The organism is Synechococcus sp. W60.1 (assembly GCF_047461575.1).
GTDB lineage: Bacteria > Cyanobacteriota > Cyanobacteriia > Thermostichales > Thermostichaceae > Thermostichus.
In genome coordinates this window covers 153,856-170,877 of record NZ_JANSHL010000005.1, presented here as the reverse complement: position 1 = coordinate 170,877, position 17,022 = coordinate 153,856, and the positions used below count along the sequence as shown (strand labels likewise).

The 17,022-nt window shown below is 57.9% G+C and carries 15 protein-coding genes and 1 pseudogene; 1 reads left to right on the top strand and 15 read right to left on the bottom strand.

Annotation, left to right across the window (positions count from 1 at the left end; genetic code table 11):
• Positions 1 to 61: 61 nt before the first annotated feature.
• From NW805_RS07145 to purF, 9 genes are all read right to left on the bottom strand, one after another.
• Positions 62 to 721 (bottom strand): pentapeptide repeat-containing protein, encoded by a 660-nt coding sequence (locus NW805_RS07145; RefSeq protein ID WP_414422085.1) that lies wholly within the window; start codon positions 719 to 721, stop codon positions 62 to 64.
• Positions 722 to 729: 8 nt separating this feature from the next.
• On the bottom strand, positions 730 to 2,259 hold the full coding sequence (locus NW805_RS07140; RefSeq protein WP_414422084.1) for an Hsp70 family protein: 1,530 nt from the start codon (positions 2,257 to 2,259) through the stop codon (positions 730 to 732).
• Entirely contained in the window at positions 2,256 to 2,885 is a 630-nt protein-coding gene (locus NW805_RS07135; protein WP_168173627.1) for a helix-turn-helix domain-containing protein, read from the bottom strand. The genes NW805_RS07140 and NW805_RS07135 overlap by 4 nt, the downstream gene beginning before the upstream one ends.
• A gap of 95 nt (positions 2,886 to 2,980) precedes the next feature.
• The gene (locus NW805_RS07130) at positions 2,981 to 3,190 is read right to left on the bottom strand and encodes a DUF2997 domain-containing protein (RefSeq protein ID WP_099812547.1); all 210 of its coding nucleotides are present in this window, start codon (positions 3,188 to 3,190) and stop codon (positions 2,981 to 2,983) included.
• A 9-nt stretch (positions 3,191 to 3,199) separates the two neighbouring features.
• Entirely contained in the window at positions 3,200 to 3,574 is a 375-nt protein-coding gene (locus NW805_RS07125; protein ID WP_099812548.1) for a DUF1257 domain-containing protein, read from the bottom strand.
• Between the two features lie 118 nt (positions 3,575 to 3,692).
• Complete coding sequence (locus NW805_RS07120) at positions 3,693 to 5,960, bottom strand: pentapeptide repeat-containing protein (RefSeq protein ID WP_414422083.1); 2,268 nt, start codon at positions 5,958 to 5,960, stop codon at positions 3,693 to 3,695.
• 381 nt (positions 5,961 to 6,341) lie between these two features.
• Positions 6,342 to 6,809: a thiol-disulfide oxidoreductase DCC family protein gene (locus NW805_RS07115; protein ID WP_414422082.1), complete on the bottom strand. Its 468-nt coding sequence runs from the start codon at positions 6,807 to 6,809 to the stop codon at positions 6,342 to 6,344.
• Positions 6,810 to 6,820: 11 nt separating this feature from the next.
• Positions 6,821 to 7,345, bottom strand: coding sequence for a peptide deformylase (gene def / locus NW805_RS07110; RefSeq protein WP_011433713.1), 525 nt, complete (start codon positions 7,343 to 7,345; stop codon positions 6,821 to 6,823).
• 52 nt (positions 7,346 to 7,397) lie between these two features.
• Positions 7,398 to 9,026: an amidophosphoribosyltransferase gene (purF, locus tag NW805_RS07105; RefSeq protein ID WP_414413259.1), complete on the bottom strand. Its 1,629-nt coding sequence runs from the start codon at positions 9,024 to 9,026 to the stop codon at positions 7,398 to 7,400.
• Positions 9,027 to 9,380: 354 nt separating this feature from the next.
• Here purF and NW805_RS07100 point away from each other — a divergent pair, with 354 nt between their 5' ends.
• Positions 9,381 to 10,028, top strand: a complete 648-nt coding sequence (locus NW805_RS07100) for a hypothetical protein (protein WP_414356998.1) — start codon at positions 9,381 to 9,383, stop codon at positions 10,026 to 10,028.
• Positions 10,029 to 10,061: 33 nt separating this feature from the next.
• On the opposite strand, the gene NW805_RS07095 is transcribed toward NW805_RS07100, so the two are convergent.
• The 6 genes and pseudogenes from NW805_RS07095 to NW805_RS07070 form a co-directional block, all read right to left on the bottom strand.
• Positions 10,062 to 11,459, bottom strand: coding sequence for an aspartate aminotransferase family protein (locus NW805_RS07095; RefSeq protein ID WP_414422081.1), 1,398 nt, complete (start codon positions 11,457 to 11,459; stop codon positions 10,062 to 10,064).
• Between the two features lie 139 nt (positions 11,460 to 11,598).
• Positions 11,599 to 13,314, bottom strand: coding sequence for a succinate dehydrogenase/fumarate reductase flavoprotein subunit (locus tag NW805_RS07090; protein ID WP_414422090.1), 1,716 nt, complete (start codon positions 13,312 to 13,314; stop codon positions 11,599 to 11,601).
• A gap of 308 nt (positions 13,315 to 13,622) precedes the next feature.
• The gene (locus NW805_RS07085; RefSeq protein ID WP_414422080.1) at positions 13,623 to 14,834 is read right to left on the bottom strand and encodes an RNA-guided endonuclease InsQ/TnpB family protein; all 1,212 of its coding nucleotides are present in this window, start codon (positions 14,832 to 14,834) and stop codon (positions 13,623 to 13,625) included.
• Positions 14,835 to 14,910: 76 nt separating this feature from the next.
• A pseudogene (locus tag NW805_RS07080) lies at positions 14,911 to 15,064 on the bottom strand (RNA-guided endonuclease TnpB family protein); the annotation flags it as partial.
• 94 nt (positions 15,065 to 15,158) lie between these two features.
• Positions 15,159 to 15,980, bottom strand: a complete 822-nt coding sequence (locus NW805_RS07075) for an amino acid ABC transporter permease (protein ID WP_414422079.1) — start codon at positions 15,978 to 15,980, stop codon at positions 15,159 to 15,161.
• Entirely contained in the window at positions 15,977 to 16,840 is an 864-nt protein-coding gene (locus tag NW805_RS07070) for an ABC transporter substrate-binding protein (protein ID WP_414422078.1), read from the bottom strand. The genes NW805_RS07075 and NW805_RS07070 overlap by 4 nt, the downstream gene beginning before the upstream one ends.
• Between the last annotated feature and the right edge of the window lie 182 nt (positions 16,841 to 17,022).

Here is a 17,022-nt window from a genome sequence, read left to right as displayed (position 1 = left end):
CCCCGCCCACCCCACCCCCCCGCACCTTTTTCATTTTTAATGATACCGCGCTCAGCGACTCCTAGCTCAGGTTGGCCTGGCTCAGGTTGGCCCCGCTCAGGTCAGCCCTGCTCAGGTTGGCCCCGCTCAGGTCAGCCTCGCTCAGGTTGGCCCAGCTCAGGTTGGCCCTGCTCAGGTTGGCCTCGCTCAGGTTGGCCCAGCTCAGGTCAGCCTCGCTCAGGTCAGCCCTGCTCAGGTTGGCCTGGCTCAGGTTGGCCCCGCTCAGGTCAGCCCTGCTCAGGTTGGCCTGGCTCAGGTTGGCCCCGCTCAGGTTGGCCCCGCTCAGGTTGGCCCCGCTCAGGTTGGCCTCAATCAGGTCGGCCCCCCTCAGGTTGGCCCAGCGGAAATCCCGCTCTCCCGCTTTATACCTTGCTCGGACATCTCCAACCTGTCGGAGGGGAAGTCGATGGGACTTTGCCACCTGCACCTGCTGCGGATCCTTCGATTCCAGCAGCGTCTCCCAAGCCGCAAACTGCACTTCCCAGTTGGGATCATTTCGCAGGGCTTGGATAACAAGCTCGGCCCCTCTGGATCCGTACCTCAGAGCACCCTTGATTGCTTGGATTCTCACCTTGGGATTCGGACTGCCCAGGGCTTGCTCAATGCCCACCAAGCCTCCCATGACCGGATCGGATCCGGCTGGTTGCTGTCCACCCAGAACAGGATCAAAGTTTTCCGCCATCCCTAACCTCAAGTTAACCTTCCAACCACCTGCTGCTGCATAAGGGTCTTTTGAGTTTGCAAATCTACTACCGTTACCCGCAAAGTTCGCCCGGCATCGACGGCAAAGGTGACCTGCAAACGATCCACTCCCACCCGCCCTAGCGGCTTGAGGGGAATGGAAAGCTGGTTGTGGATCCCAAGGGGACGAAAGCTAGAAGCTGCGGTGCTGTTGCGGATCTGCATCCGACCGTCGGGATCGTAAACAACCTCAGTTGCCCCTTCCTCGGCCATCTCACCAACCACCAGGTTGATGTGGCTTTGCCCATTGGCGTTGGCCTGCAAGGGAGGCAGTTCCACCGTGGCAGGATAAGCCGTGCCGCTCTTAAAGAGAGGGAAAAAGTCGGGCGCCTGCAAATAGGGATTCCAGAGCCGCAGGGCATAGGTATGGCGGAGATGATCTTGAAGGCGGGCAAACTGGGTGAAGGCCAGAGCGCCGTGGGCCACTGCCTCAAACGGCTTGTGGTACTTGACCTTGTCGCGGCCAAAGAGGCTAATGACCTGATGCTGCACTCCTGGGATGAGGCTGGTGCCACCCACCAACACCACCTGGTGGATATCTCGTTTAGAGATCCCTTTATTGTGGGCTTTCTCGATGACCTCATCGATGGCTTCTCTCAGCCGCGTCAGCAGGCCGCGCTCTTCCAACAGCTCCTGGAGTTGCTCGCGCTGAAGCGTTAAAGTGTGGGTCTCAAAGGAGTCTTCATCCAGCCAGGCCTCGCTGGCCTGAGAATGGCTGGAGAGGCGGATCTTGAGCCGCTCGGCAACCTCGCACAGAACCTGGAAGCTGTTGGCCGGGACCTGCTGTCGCTTGCGGCCCAACTGCTCCAGCACCCATTCGGCAATCCAGATATCGATATCGACGCCGCCACAGCCATAGGCCCGGTCAGTTTTGGCAATGACCTCAGCTCGGTAAGCAGTGCCCTGCTCTGGCTTCAAGATTTTGACCAAAGAGAGGTCGAGAGTTCCGCCCCCCAAATCGATCACCAAAATCAGGGATCCCGGCTCCTGGATCCCGTAGCCCAAAGCAGCCGCGGTGGACTCGTCGAGGAACACGACCTGTTGGATCCCTAGGGAGCCAAACACCTCTTGCAGGTTGTGCAAATAGCCCTCGTAGGCTCCCACCGGCACGGTCAAGATCACCTTATCGGGCTGCCAGCCCTCTGCCTGGAGTTTGGCAAGAAGCTGCTGCAGAAAGATCCGCGTGGCCTCTTGGGCTGTGTAGGCCTGTCCATCCACATAGGTTGGAGCCGGCTGGAATTGTTGAGAGAGATCCCGCTTAAAGCCTTTGAATAGGCGCTTGGGATCCCGTTTGGCCTGGGCAGGTGCCCCAATCAAAAATTGCTGATTTTGGCCGACAAAGAGAACCGAGGGAATTAGAGGGGGGCTGCCGTCGTAGCGGTGGGTGATCCCTGGTATATCGACTGCAAGGGGTTTTTGGTTTTGGTAGGCACAGACCACCGTATTGGAAGTGCCAAAATCAATAGCCAACGTCGTCATGCTGCCAAGGAAGGTAGAGTGCGACTGACTTTGGCTCGAACTAAAACTTGATCCCTAAGTCGATAGCCCACAAAGCGAACGTAGACCGGCTCTCCCGCCTGGATATCCTCTTCATCGGGCTGGTGGCTTTCTGGGTCATAGGCCACCTGTTGCCACACCTGGCCAATGGTTTCCAACTGCCAGTCTTCCAACAAGTTGCCCAGACAGGTCAGCAAAGCCAAGACTTGCTGCGCGGGGTAATCCGGTCGCCTCTGCACAACCTGCTGCAGGGTAGGATATTGCACCAAAAGAGGCTTGAGCTTTTCCACCAGTTCGGCGCGGATTTGATGGCGCAATTGCCCTTCCTGCTGTTCTAGCTGTTTGTGCAGCCGCTGCAATTCCTGAGCCGTTTCTACAGACTCCGATGCTAGCTCAATTCCGCTAAAATCCTGAATAAGGTTCGGCAAGGGTACTTGCAAAATGCTGGCCGCTCGATTGAGATCGGCTAACTTCAGCTTTTCGGCCTGTCCAGTTCTCAGGGCATTTAGGGCTCCTCGACTCAGTTTGGCCTTTTGTCGAAGCTCTCGCCAGGTTGAGATACCGGCAGCCTGCATGAGATTGCGCAGCAGGGCATCATGACTTTTCATTTCAGAGTTACGACTCCAAAATGGAATCCTAGCCAGAGTCTTTTGGATCCCTTTGGTTAAACTAGACAGGGGATCAAGAAAGGGGTTTGGGGCATTCATAGACGCTCCACCTGACGCTGGACATCTTCTTCTATGACTGGTACCTGGTCATATTCAGGCAACAGTTCCCTTTTTTGAACTGTGCCCAATGCCCTTTCTATTTCCTCAGTTAGTTCAAGGCAGCCCTTGCCTTTGACATTGAGCACGCGCTCAATCACGTTGCCATCTTTGTCGATGATGTATTCAACCTGTTGATATTCCGCCATAATGCCTCCTCAAGCCCAGCGCCCCAACACAATCCTGATCTGCCCTTTTTCATCCACAGATTCCGACTCTACCGTAAATCCCTTCTCCGCGGCCGTCGCAAGAAGCTGCTCGCGGGTATAGGCTTGGCGGATTGGCGCTAAGAAAGCCTCAGCGCTGACTCCCGTTCCCCAAAAGTCGGCAATCATCTCCAGGCTGTCCCCCCGTTGGCGAAAGCCAATGTCGTAGCCGTTGCTGCGCCTAACCACCAGATCTGCCTGGACACGGTTCCCTCCATACCCCCGGACATAAGTGTTTTCCAAGACCTCGTGACCTTGGGCAACCAAAGCGCCTTTCAGGATCTCTTTATTTTTGAACTGAACCTTGATGCTGGTGAAGTGCGACACTGTGGGGATTCTCCTCAGAAGAACATGCTTTATCCTAGAGCAGTCCTCTTGGCTTGAAAAGTTTTGCTAGGGCACAAAGCCGCGTGGCCCTAACCAAAGAAATTGAGGGAGCCAACCATTAGTTTCCCTTGGCTAGAGGATGCCGGTGGGGATCCGAGGTAGCAGGAGGAAGCAGGCGAGGGACATCGCGGTAACCAAACCAGACGCTCGCCAAACTTTTGAACCAAAGGGAGAGCCAGGTCAACTTCCACTGAAAATCAAGTCTTGCGCCTTTGAGGTTTGCGCCTTCTACAGTGGCATGATCCAGGTTGGAGCCTTCCAAGTTGGCATAGCTCAGGTCAGCCCAACTGAGATCGGCCCCGCTGAGATTGGCTCGGCTGAGATCGGCCCCGCTGAGATTGGCTCCAATAAGGTTGGCCCCGCTTAAATTGGCGCCGACCAGCTTGACTCCGCCCAAGTCGATCCAGTTCAAGTTAGCTCCGCTTAAGTCGGCTCCCTCCAGGTTTCTGTTGTCGGGCCGACCATTGACCAGTTCCCACACAAGATGCCACTTGGCATCGAGCTGAGTTTCTGGAGAAAGAATAGAGCGTCGCAGGTTGGCCAATTTCAGATCTGCCCCCCTCAGGTTGGCCCCGCTGAGGTCGGCACCGCTGAGGTAAGCGTTACGTAACTTGGCTCTGCCCAGCTTGGTCTGGGTTAGGTTGGCTTCTCCTAGCTTGGCCTTGTTGAGGCTAGCTGCGCTCAGGTCAGCCCCGCTGAGATCGGCTCTGCTTAGGGAAGCTCGGCTTAGGTTAGCTCCGATGAGCTTGACTTGGCTAAGGTCTGCCCGGCTCAGGTTGGCTTTCCTCAGATCTGCCCCGCTCAAGTCCGTTTGGCTCAGGTAGCGCAGAGGGCTGGGAGCATTGACATCAAGCAAGTTCAAACCCGACCTGCCCAGCTTGGCCTCGCTGAGGTTGGTGCCGATGAGGTTAGCCTCCCTCAGGTCGGTGCCAACTAAGCTGGCCTTGCTCAAGTTGGCTCCAATGAGCTTGGCGCCGACCAATTTGGCCCCCACCAGTTTGGCCCTGACCAGTTCAGCCTTGATCAGGCTGGCTCCACAGAGGTTGGTTCCCTCCAGGTTTGCCTTATTCAGATTGGTCTGGCTGAGGTTGGCGCCTCTCAAGTCCGCCTGACTCAGATTGGCTTTGCCCAACTCTGCCCACCTCAAATTTGCCCCGCTGAGGTTAGTTCCTCTCAGGTCAGCCTCCACCAAGCTCGCCCCTGTAAGCTTGACTCCGCTCAAGTCAGCCTGGCTCAAATTGGCCCTGCTCAGGTCGGCATAGATCAGGTTTCTTGCCTGAGCACGGCCGTTGACGAGCTCCCACACCAAGCGCCACTTGGGATCCAGCTGTGTCTCAGAAGAGACGAGAACTCTGCGCAGGTTCGCCAGCTCCAGCTTGGCTCCCCGCAGGTTGGCCTGAGTCAAGTCGGCCCCCTCCAAGTTGGCCTCGCTGAGGTTGGCTTGGCTGAGGTTGGCTCCTCTCAAGTTGGCCGCGGCCAGCCTCGCCCCTTTGAGATTTGCTCGCGTCAGGTCTCTTCCCCTCAGGTCGGCCCGCTCTAGAATAGCCCTGCTCAAGTCAACGTGGTTCAGTTTTTTTTCCTGAGCACGGCCGTTGACGAGCTCCCACACCAAGCGCCACTTGGGATCCAGCTGTGTCTCAGAAGAGACGAGAACTCTGCGCAGGTTCGCCAGCTCCAGCTTGGCTCCCCGCAGGTTGGCCTGAGTCAAGTCGGCCCCCTCCAAGTTGGCCTCGCTGAGGTTGGCTTGGCTGAGGTTGGCTCCTCTCAAGTTGGCCGCGGCCAGCCTCGCCCCTCTGAGATTTGCTCGCGTCAGGTCTCTTCCCCTCAGGTCGGCCCGCTCCAAGTTGGCTCCGCTCAAGTCGGCTTGGGCTAGGCTTTCCCCCTGGGCAACGCCGTTGATGATTGTCCACACCAGGTGCCACTTGGGATCCATCTGCGTTTTGGGAGAAATGACAACCCACCTCAAGTTGGCGTCCGTTAGGTTGGCCCCCAGCAAGCTGGCGCCGATGAGGTTGGTGCCCAGGAGGTTGGCTCCGCTCAGGTTGGCTCCGTTCAGATCGGCCCCGCTGAGGTCTGCTTGAGTTAGATTGGCTCCGCTCAGGTTGGCATGGCTGAGATTCACCTGGCTCAGTCTCGCGCGGTTTAGGTTTGCTCCTCTCAAGTCTGCCCCACTCAGATCTCGCTGACTGAGGTTGGCCTTTCTCAAATCCGCCCAGCGGAAATCTCGCTCGCCAGCCTCCAATTTTGCCCCCAGATCTCCCACCGGACGAAGGGTAACCGGATAGGCTTTCGCGATTTGGATAAGTTGGGGATCACCCGAATCCATTAGGGTTGTCCAGAGAGCAAACTGCTTTTCCCAATCCAGAGGTTGGTTTAGGGTTTGGAGGAGAAGCTCTCTGCCTTTTCCGTTGTAATGGCTAAAACATTTGATGGCGCCGTTTGCGCTTCTGGGATCCTTGCCTCTCAAAACCGGCTGGAGGATCTCTAAACTGCAATCGATATTGCCCAGATCTTTATCAGTAACTGTAGGCACGCCTCATCCCCCCTTTGGCTGCTTTGTTCCTATTCTTGCTATGGGCTTAGAGAGGGTCAAGACCAGTTCAGGGAATTCCCTTAGAAAGGTTAACCTTTGATACAGGAATTCAATCCTTTTTCAAATTCCCTGATCCAAGATAGCGAGCTGAGGAAGAGGGAACTTCCATTTTGGCTATCGGCTTGCTTCTGCCTTGCCGGCGGCTGGTGCTGCAGCTTTTCCCTCAGCCTCGGCCAAGGGATCCCGGCAGGCAACACAAGCAGGGTAGGCAGACAAATACAAGGTGTTGCGGCGGCCAAACCACTCGTAGCGGTGATCCCGGATCTGTTCGTAGCCTCGATCCCCCAGAACCTTCAAGCCAGGAAAGTTGCGGTACAGAGCCAGCCACACCTCCCCGCTCGGCAAAAGGGCGGCAATTTGTTCAATGGCAGCGGATCCCTGCCAGCGGCGCTCTGGGTGCTTCAGATCGATGAGAATCATCCCCAGCTCCACCTGCTCCGGTGGGATCCCCCATTGGGCCAGGGTAGAAGCATCTTGCATGGGGGCATAGCAAAACTGCCGTCCGCGATCCAGTTGCTCCAAGAGCTGAACGCCGGTGGCACAGAGGTTGCAGAGGCCGTCGTAGATAACCATGTAGGGCATGGTGGGATCCCTCAGGCGGGCTGACCCAAAATCTGTGCTTGGTACTGGGCTTCGGTAAGCAGTTGCCGAGGCTGCCGCTGCAGGAACACCCGACCCATCAGGTGATCGTATTCGTGCTGAAAGATCCGCGCCGGGAAATCCTGCCAGACCACCCTTTGCTGAACGCCTTCTGGAGTGTAATACTCCACCTCCACTTCGCGGGCGCGGGCCACCAGACCACGGCAATTGGGCACACTCAAGCAGCCTTCCCAACCCAGCACCTGTTCAGAACTGCAAGCCAGCAGACGGGGGTTAACCATCACCAGAGGCTGCATTTGCGGCGCTTCCGGGTAGCGGGGATTGGGACGAGAGGCCACGATCAGCACTTGGAGCAGGGATCCCACCTGAGGAGCAGCCAAGCCCACCCCCTGCGCCTCTTTCAGGGTAGCCAGCATACCTTCTATAAGATCCTGCAAGGCCGGCGTTTTGAACTCCGTCACCGGCTCGGCCACTTGCGTCAGGATGGGATCCCCCAATTGGCGTAGGCGAAAAGTCATGGCTTGCCCCAAGCAATTCTTCTTCTCAGTCTAGCGGGGATCCCTGAGCAGCCTAGCGGCTCTTGCCGGTAGCCACCAGTTCCAGGGCCAGCTTGGAGCGCTTCAGCCCTTCTGGGATGGGGATGGGGTAGTGGCCGGTAAAGCAAGCGGAGCAGAACGAATTGGGATCCCGGCCCGTGGCCGCCAGCATGCCTTCCCAGCTCAAGTAGGCCAGAGAATCCACTCCAATCTTCTCGGCAATTTCCTCTACGGAATGCTGGGCAGCAATCAACTGATCCTGGCTATCGGTATCGATGCCGTAGAAGCAAGGATGGGTGACCGGGGGGCTGGAAATGCGCATGTGGACCTGGGTAGCCCCCGCCTGGCGCAGGGCCTTGACGATTTTCTGGCTGGTGGTGCCCCGCACAATTGAGTCGTCCACAATCACGATCCGCTTCCCCCGCAGCACGTCCTCCAGGGGGTTGAGCTTCATGCGAATGCCCCGCTCCCGCATGGATTGGGTGGGCTGAATAAAGGTGCGGCCCACGTAGCGATTTTTGATCAGCCCTTCGGTGTAAGGGATCCCCGACTGGCGAGCATAGCCAATGGCCGCCGGCGTGCCGGAATCGGGAACGGAGATCACCCAGTCGGCCTCTGCCGGAGCCTCCTTGGCCAGTTGTTCTCCCAGCCGCACCCGGTAGGAGTAGAGGCTTTCCCCGTGCATCCAACTGTCTGGGCGGGCGAAGTAGATCATCTCGAAGATGCACAACTTGGGGGTGGCCTCCGCCCAGCGCACCGATTGCAGCCCCTGACGGCTGATCCACACCAACTCTCCCGGCTCCACCTGCCGCAGAGGGTCGGCCCCAATGATATCCAAAGCACAGGTTTCTGAAGCCAACACGTAATGCAGCGGCTCGGCCTCGGGGTGGCTGAGGGTGCCGTCGCTGCAGATGATCTCCAGCATCTCTGACTGCAGCAGCTCATCCAGAGCGGGGTTGCTGCTCAAAAGCCCCAACACCAGCGGACGCACCCCATAGGGATCCCGTGCCCCGATCAGGCCCTCTGGCGTGCCGATCACCAGACTAAAAGCCCCCTGACAGCGGCGCAAAGCTTGGCAAGTGGCCGCGATCCAATCTTGACCTTGGTTCACCGCCTGGGCAATGGCGTGGGCAATACACTCGGAGTCGGTGCTGCTGGTTAGGTGCCGGTCGGCGGCCTCCAGTTCCTTCCGCAGCTCTTCCGCATTGACCAAATTGCCGTTGTGGGCCAGAGCCAGCGGCCCCAGGCGAGTCTCCACGATCACCGGCTGAGCATTGGCCACGCGGCTGGATCCAGTGGTGGAGTAGCGGGTGTGACCAACCGCCAGATCCCCGGTCAGTTGGGCCAAGTTCACTTCATCGAAGACCTGGGAGACCAAGCCCATCGCCTTGTGAACCCGGCAAAAGGATCCCTCAAAAGTGGCGATCCCTGCCGATTCTTGGCCGCGATGCTGCAAGGCAAATAGGCCAAAGTAGGCCAGCTTGGCCACCTCCTCTCCTGGAGCCAGGATGCCAAAGACCCCGCAAGCCTCTTGCAGCTCTTCCCGGGCATACCCCGCCCCGCTGATGTTTTCTGAGGGGTACAGGGCATCAACGCCAACGGCAGTCTGCCCCTCTGCTTCTCCACAGCCAGAAGATGGTTCTGCTCCCGCCCTTGCTGCCATGGATCCTCGTCTTGCTGTCACGCTTACCAGTCTAACTCGGCCCAGGTCATTCCCCTCTATCTGGCTTCACCCCCAAAGGGGGAGTCCACAGGTGGGGTTTGCAAAAAGCTAAGACTCTATCTATAGTGTTAGCAGCGTGTAAGCGCTGCTGTGGCTGAGAAGCAGCCTGGCCGAGTTTTTGAGTTGGACACCACCAAGGCTCGGCTCTCCCAGAACCGGCAGGATCCCAAAGCTTTGTGTTGTGAGGAGTCAAACCCCATGAGACAGCAGCCCCATAGGTTCCGTCAGAGCTGGACGTTAGCAGCCTCCTCTGTAATAAGGGCCAGTGTAGCCGCTCTTCTGTCGTTGTCACTTGTGGCTTGCCAAGAAGATGCCGGCGAACAGCCTGCGGTTACCATCACGCCGATAGCGGTGGTGGCTCCAACGCCCACTCCTTTCCTCATCCCCAGTCCTGTCCCTACGCCGCCGCCCACCCCTCTGCCTACCCCGACCCCCACTCCCCTCTTGAATCCTTTCCCCACTCCCAGCCCCTCTCCCACTGCTTCCTTTGCAGCAGAGCCGCCTTCGATTGCCGTGGTGGCCCTGACGGACGCGCGACAGACGGTACCCTTCAACGTGCTGGTGGCCGTGACGACTCCTGCAGGTTTGGGGGCCGGCATCAGCTTCCGGGTGGAAATCCGACAAAGCCCCCTCACCCTCACCTTTGATTTCACTGCCGCTGCCGTCGGCTGTCAGCCCAACAGCAGAGCCTGCATTGGCACCATCCCCATCACCATTCCCACTTCTGCTCCCACCGGGGATTATGAGGTGACGGCAATGGTGGCGGATACCCAGGGCCGAATTGCTTCGGCCAAAGCTCCTTTACGGGTGTTGCCTGCGCCCAGTCCCTCCCCCTCGCCAACGCCGACCGGCACCCCCAATCCCTTTCCCTCGGTATCCCCTTCGCCCAGACCCAGTCCCTCTCCCAGTCCTTCGCCGACGCCCAGCCCCAGAAGCTTCTAACTCCCTCAGGCAGTCTCTCTTGTCGATTCAGGACTAAGGTAGCTCTTGAAGAACTCGCTTCAGGGTGGCGATCAGGTGTTCAATATGGGCTTCCTCGATGATCAAAGGCGGGGAAAGGGCAATGGTATCACCTGTAGTGCGAATCAATACCCCACGTTCGTAGCAGCGCAAAAAAGCTTCAAAAGCCCGCGCTGTCGGTCGGCCAGGGATCCCTTCCAATTCAATTGCCCCCACCAAGCCGAGGTTGCGCACATCGATGACATGAGGCAAGCCCCGTAGGGAATGGAGAGCCTCCTCCCAGAGGGGAGCGAGGTTGGCAGCCCGCTCGAACAAGCCTTCTTCTCGATACAGGTTCAGGGTAGCCAAGCCGGCGGCACTGGCAACTGGGTGGCCGGAGTAGGTGTAGCCGTGGAAAAACTCGATGGGGCTCCAGGACAGCGTCCTGCTGTTGTCCCCTGGACGGTGCAGGTCATCAGCGGAACCAGCAGCCTCCATGAAGGCGCTGTAGATCTCTTGCTTGACGATCACTGCGCCCATCGGGATGGTGCCATTGGTGAGGCCCTTGGCACAGCAAATCAGATCCGGCACCACCCCAAAGTAATTGGCCGCAAAAGGGGATCCCAGACGCCCAAAGCCGGTGATCACCTCATCGAAGATGAGCAGAATGCCGTATTTGTCGCAAATGGCCCGCAGCTTTTCCAAATAGCCCACCGGCGGCAGCAACACCCCCGTTGAACCGGCAACCGGCTCTACGATCACCGCTGCAATCGTGGTGGCATCGTGGAGAGCGACGATCCGCTCCAAGTCTTCTGCCAAGTGGGATCCCCAGCGAGGCAGGCCGCGGCTAAAGGCGTTTTGCTCCAGGTTGTGGGTGTGGGGCAGGTGATCCACTCCGGGAATGAGGCTGCCGAAAAACTTGCGGTTGTTGGAGATGCCCCCGACCGAGATGCCCCCAAAGCCAACGCCGTGGTAGCCCCGTTCTCGGCCAATCAGCCGCTGCCGGGATCCCTGTCCGCGTAAGCGATGGTAGGCGATGGCCATTTTCAGGGCCGTATCCACCGCCTCAGAGCCAGAGTTGGTGAAAAAAACGTGATCCAGTCCGGCAGGAGTGAGCTGGATGAGCTGCTCTGCCAGTTGAAAGGCTTTGGGATGGCCCATTTGAAAAGCTGGGGCGTAGTCCAGTTGGGCCACCTGCTGTTGGATTGCTTCCACAATCGGGGGACGACAGTGGCCAGCATTCACACACCACAGCCCGGCAGTCCCATCTAGGATTTGGCGTCCATCGTGGCTGGTGTAGTACATGTCTCGGGCGGCAACCAACAGGCGCGGGTTGGCTTTAAATTGCCGATTGGCCGTAAAGGGCATCCAAAAAGGCTCCAGATTCAGCTCCGCTTGCAGGGCGACGGCTGCTTTCTCCAGGGTTTCTTGCATGGCTGGCCCTCCGGCAGTAGACGAGATTTCAAGCTGGCGAAGATAGAATCCCTAGATATTGGATAATTTTGAAAGGGGCTCCATCCTGCTAACGGGAACGATAGAGCAATCCTAATCGGCCTGGGAGGCCTCTGGAAAGTTAGTATTTTCGCTCCTGAGGGGGAAACCGGGTGATCACCACGGGGCGATAGCTGATCTGAGGGGATCCCTCGCGAAAGGCAGCCAAGGTGTGTTGTAAAAACCGTTGATCGTCCCGTTGGGGGTAATCTTCCCGCGCGTGGGAGCCACGGCTTTCCCGCCGTTCCAGGGCGCTGGCGAGGATCAAAGCCCCCACCGTCATGAGGTTGTCCAGCTCCAGCGCTTCGATCAGCTCGGTGTTCCACACCTTGCCCCGATCGTCCAAGCGCAAATCCTGCTCGTAACGCTGGCGGATCTGCTGCCATTTTTGGATCCCCTCTTGGAGAACCGATTCGGTGCGGTAGACCCCACAATGCTCGGTCATGCAATCTTGAAATTGCCGCCGCACCTGATCAATGCGGCTCTTCCCTGATCGTTCCAGGAGCCCGGCAATCCGGCTGGCGGCCTGTTTGAGTAGGGATCCCTCGTCCACTTTCGGCAAGGCTCGACCTCTGACGGCCTCTACCATGGCTGCCCCTGTGCGCCGCCCGAAAACAACGCACTCCAGGAGAGAGTTGCTGCCCAGCCGGTTAGCCCCATGCACCGAAACACAGGCCGTTTCACCGGCAGCGAACAGCCCTTCCACACGGGTTTGGGCATCCCGCAGTACCTGCCCCTCCACCGTCACCGGGATCCCGCCCATGCAGTAGTGCACCGTCGGTCGCACTGGAATGGGATCGACAACCGCATCGATGCCCAAGTGGCGATGGGCCTCCTCCCAACAGAAGGGCAGCCGAGTGTGGATCTTTTCTGCCCCCAGATGCCGCAGGTCTAAGTAGACAAAATCTTTGCCGTCAATACCGCGCCCGGCCCGCACCTCCGTAACAATCGCCCGCGAGGTGATGTCCCGTGGAGCCAATTCCATCTGGCTGGGGGCATAGGCGGCCATGAAGCGCTCCCCCTTCCCATTGATCAGATAGGCCCCCTCTCCGCGCACTGCCTCTGAGATCAACACCCCCACCGGATACAGGCCCGTGGGATGAAACTGCACAAACTCCATATCCTGCAGAGGCAGGCCGGCCCGCGCCACCATTGCCATGCCATCGCCGGTGGAAGCAAAGTCGTTGGAAGTGGAGTTGTAGATGCGCCCATAGCCGCCTGTAGCCAACATAACCGCCTTGGCCCGCAGCACTTCCAGCCGTCCGCTGGCCTGCTCCAACATCACCACGCCCTGGACTTGGTTTTCTGCCAGGATCAGATCCAGCACATACCATTCGCTGTAGAGTTTGACCCCAAAGCGCTTGAGGTTGCTCACCAACTCGTGTAAAATGGCTTGCCCAGTTTTGTCGGCGGCATAGCAGGTGCGCGGGTGGCTGTGTCCCCCAAAGGCCCGCTGGGCAATGCGGCCATCCGGCAGGCGGGAGAACAAGACCCCCAGGTGTTCCAGGTCAATGATCACCTCAGGGGCTTCCCGGGCTAGAATCTCCACCGCATCTTGATCCGCTAGGTAGTCGGATCCCTTGACGGTATCGAAGGCATGAGCCTCCCAGGAATCTTGCGGATCAACATTTTGTAAGGCGGCGGCAATGCCCCCTTGGGCTGCTACCGAGTGGCTGCGAATGGGATGGGTTTTGGACACCAAGGCCAGGTCGAGGCTGGGATCCCGTCGCATAACCACCAAAGCCGCTCGGCAACCGGCCAGCCCTCCCCCGATGATGACAATGTCGTGTTCCAGCATGGATGCAGGCAAGCTCTCGCAAAGGATTCCGCCACAGCCAGGATGGCGTTTTCCCATTATGGCCGGCCCCAGCAGCCTCTCCAGCAGCAGCTGACGAACAGCTTTAAGTTGCATCGCTTCCTAACTTCCCTCTTCCCCTGGGAGTGGTCGCGGAAGCAGCGCGGAACGCTTGGGGAGTGTCTCAATCCAGTTTGGAATGGCTATGGCTTGCATGGCGAAGCCATACACTGTTGCCCAGGGCTGCAGCGATTGCATCCTGCTCGTTGCCAAACAGAATGGCAGTATCCCGCAAAGCTCTGATCTGTAAACTACCCGACTCCGACCGCTAAAGCGGTACGGAGCGGGCTTTCAGTAGCCCTGAGCCTGCTCTGCTCCACCAGAGAACAAAACAGGCCCGAACCTCTAGGCTGGTTTACGACAGCCCCCAAAAGCGCAATCACCTTCGCACCGTTAAAATCCGCATCCCCTTCCCAACCGCAGTGCCCGCATTTGAACTGCTTACCCTTGCGATAGGATTGAGCGGAGTCGGGATGAATATGCAGGCACTTGTGGCAGATCTGCAAGGTATAGGCCGCAGGGACAGCTACCACTTTGACACCCGCCCTCACAGCCTTGTATTCGATAAACCGCCGCAGCTGGTAGAACGCCCAGCTATTGCTACGCCGCCGCTCCTCACGACTGCGGGGGTGTTGATTGGTGCGTTCTCGAATGCCGCTTAAGTCCTCAATTGCAATGCAGGCAGAAAGAGATTGAGCTGTTTTAACGATGCTCTTAGAGATGTTGTGGTTCACCCAAGCTTGAAAGCGTCTCTCTTTGCCAGACAGCCGTTGCAGCAGTTGACGGCATCGCCGCCTGCAACTGCGGGTGCCCTTACTGGCCTTGCGCTGAAGAGACGCTCTTAACCGACAGTAGTGATCTCGGACTTTGTTCAGCTGCTGTCCATTCCAGTTGTCTCCTTCGGAGGTATGTGCAATGTCTCGCCGTCCCAGGTCAACACCAATCACCTTGTCGGTGTTCTGTTGCTTGGGGGGCTCTGCCTCGACACAAATCTGGATGGAGTAGGAGCCGTCCTTCCGCTGGACTAGGGTGGCCGATTTGGGGTTAGAGCCAGCCAGCATTCCCCTCTGGTAGTTGCCAATGGCTAGCTCAAAGCGTTCTCTTCCATCAACCGTGGCAAGCGACACTGTCCAGTCTTTCTCGCGAAACGAGAAGATACGTGCATCGTAGGTAACGAACCTACGCTTGAACTCTTTAACTGGACGGTTGCGCTGTCTCGCCACTTTGCGAGCGCCTGCCACCCGTCTGCAGACCTGCTGGGCCAGATTACTGGACAAGCCAAACCGAGCGCGAATCTGGTAATAGCAAAGGGATTGGAGTTTGACTGCGTTGACTACTTTTTCTGGTGTGTTTTGGTTGACCCAGTTCAACGCCTGCACAAAGGCATCCATTGTCGCGTCCAATTTGGCGGCTTGCGACTGGGACGCCTTGAGCTTGCAGGAGACGGTCAGGACTTGGGTCATGGTTCTATCATAACTTCCGCATTCCTCCCGACACTGACCCTACGGGTACAGTGCGGGGCTCCTGCGATTTCTAGCTGACGCTGCGAAACTTCGGGTCTTTGCTCTCTCGAAAGGCCAACCCTGCCTCTTGAATGGCGTTCCGCTTGAGGTGGCAGGGATCCTCTTTCACCCACTGCGGCAGGTCAGTGCAGGATGATGTCCCCCAGCTTTCTGGCTGTTTTTGGAGCCCCCTGCTATCGCGAACGGCACAGCCGGTCTTTGTGGGCAACCACAAACGTATGCAAGCAGACACCAAAGTAATGGCCGGATTAGAGTCAGGCTCCTCTAGCGGGCCAGGTACCGTTCCAAGCGTCCCTGGAAAAATGACAAGATTAACGTCAGCAGCCAGTACCACAGCGCTGCCACCACCAAAGCCTCAAAAAAATGTTGGCGCGGCAAACCTGCCTGTCGAGCCCGGCCCATCAACTCCTGCAAAGCAATGGCGCTGGCCAGGGCAGTGTCTTTCTGCATGGCGATGAATTGATTGCCAATGTCGGGTAGGACAATTCGGAAAGCTTGCGGCAAAATGATGCACCACAGGGTTTGCCAGGGCTTAAGCCCCAGGGCATAGGCAGCTTCCCGCTGCCCGACGGGAATGGCTTGGATCCCGGCCCGGAAGATCTCGCTCATGTAGGCGCCATAGTTCAGGCTCAAGGCCAGCACCGCCGAAGTAAACGAGCCGAACACCAGACCCAGTTGCGGCAAAGCCTGGTAGATAAACAAAAACTGTAGGAATAGAGGTGTGCCCCGCATCAGCGAGACATAGAGAGCAGAGAGGCTGCTCAGAGGGGCAATCTGGGAGAGGCCCGCCAGTGCCGACAAAAAGGCCAACGTGGTAGCGCAGAGGATGGAGACCAAGGACAGTTGAAAAGTAGTGCCCACCCCTTGCGAGATGAACCACCACCACTCGCGCACAAAGTTGCCGTTGAGACGCAAGGTACGGATGGAGATCCCGGCCAACTCCAACTGTACCCCGCTGAAGGTGAACACCAACAACAGCAGCCACAAAACCAACCACAACCCCTGGGCCACCGGGAACGGGATCCCTTTTCGAATCCGGGGCGGTGGGTAAATGGGCTGCTCCAGTGGGATAGAGTCTTTGCTCACTCAGCTTTTTTCGTCAGATCAATGCCGTAATACCGCTTCGAGAGGGCTGTTAGCGTGCCGTCCGCATGCATGGATTCTAAGATTTCGTTAATTTTGGCTTGCAAGCTCTCGGAAGGGGCAGGGCTGGAGCGATCCAAGGCCACAGCCAAGGCTTCATAGTAGACCGGATCCCCCAGAGTTTTCAGGGGCAGTCCTTCCCGAATGGCGTTTTCAGCCGTCGGCAAAGCTGTCAAGACTGCATCCAGGCGGGTGCCATCCCCCAGTGCCAAATCCTGCAGAGCCAGGCTATCGGTGTCGTAGATGCGAATGTCCACCCGCGGGGCCGGAACTTGGATGGTCTCTCCTTCCAGAGTGAGGTTGCCCTCCAGGTAGGCTTGATAGGTGGTGGCGGTGCCCACCCCAACTCGCTTTCCTTCCAAAGCGGCGATATCTGTCAAGGTCGAGGCTTGGTGGACCACGAAGCTGGCGGGGGTGTAGTAGTAGGGAATGGTAAACAGCAGAGCTTTCTGGCGTTCGGCAGTTACGGTCATGGAGCCGACATTGACATCCCAGCGGCCATTCCAAGATCCGGCGGTGATGACATCGAAGTTGATATCCAAAAACTCAGCCTTTACCCCCAAGCGCTTGGCGATCTCGCGCGCCACATCCACATCAAATCCTTCCCAAGTGCCGTCAGGGTTGCGGTAGCTCTGAGGACGGTAATTGGAGTCGGTGGAAACCCGGAGTACCCCGCGCTCTTGAATTTGAGCCAACAGGTCTCTGCTTTGGGCCAGCAGGGATCCCTGGTGTGCACTTAAAGCCCAGCATCCGGCCAGGGTCAAGAAAAGGGCTTGTAGGGATCGGCGTCGAGAAACAGACATCGGCGAAACCTCAGATGAAGGTGAAGCGCAAACCCATTGGAATCCATCCAAGCTATCCAAGGCTGTCACAATTCCCGTTGCAAGGTAGTATCACCTGACACTGCCGCTTTGGGTGGCTATTCCCGACTGGGGCGAGCGGGTCGCAATTCTCCAAACATGCTCTAAAAAAGGCAAATCAACTG